Here is a 353-nt window from a genome sequence, read left to right as displayed (position 1 = left end):
CCCCCCCCCCCCCCCCCCCCCCCCCCCCCCCCCCCCCCCCCCCCCCCCCCCCCCCCCCCCCCCCCCCCCCCCCCCCCCCCCCCCCCCCCCCCCCCCCCCCCCCCCCCCCTCCCCCCCCCCCCCCCCCCCCCCCCCCCCCCCCCCCCCCCCCCCCCCCCCCCCCCCCCCCCCCCCCCCCCCCCCCCCCCCCCCCCATTGCAATATGTCGATCAGCCGATAGCAGCCGCGCGAACCTCATCGTCGATGGCGGACAGATATTGTGCGAAATTGTCGCTGAACATCTGCACCAGCTTCTGCGCCTGCTTGTCATAGGCTGCCGGATCTTCCCAGGTCTGGCGCGGATCAAGCAGAAC

1 protein-coding gene is annotated in these 353 nt (G+C 79.6%); it reads left to right on the top strand.

Annotated features, from left to right (window positions below; translation table 11 throughout):
* On the top strand, positions 1-220 hold a 220-nt coding region (locus tag Q0601_RS24650), incomplete at its 5' end, for a hypothetical protein (RefSeq protein WP_305292861.1).
* Positions 221-353: the final 133 nt, after the last annotated feature.

Source organism: Paracoccus wurundjeri, assembly GCF_030678915.1.
Classification (GTDB): domain Bacteria; phylum Pseudomonadota; class Alphaproteobacteria; order Rhodobacterales; family Rhodobacteraceae; genus Paracoccus; species Paracoccus onubensis_A.
The sequence above is the reverse complement of the archived record's forward strand: the minus strand, read 5'-3'. Positions and strand labels throughout refer to the sequence as shown.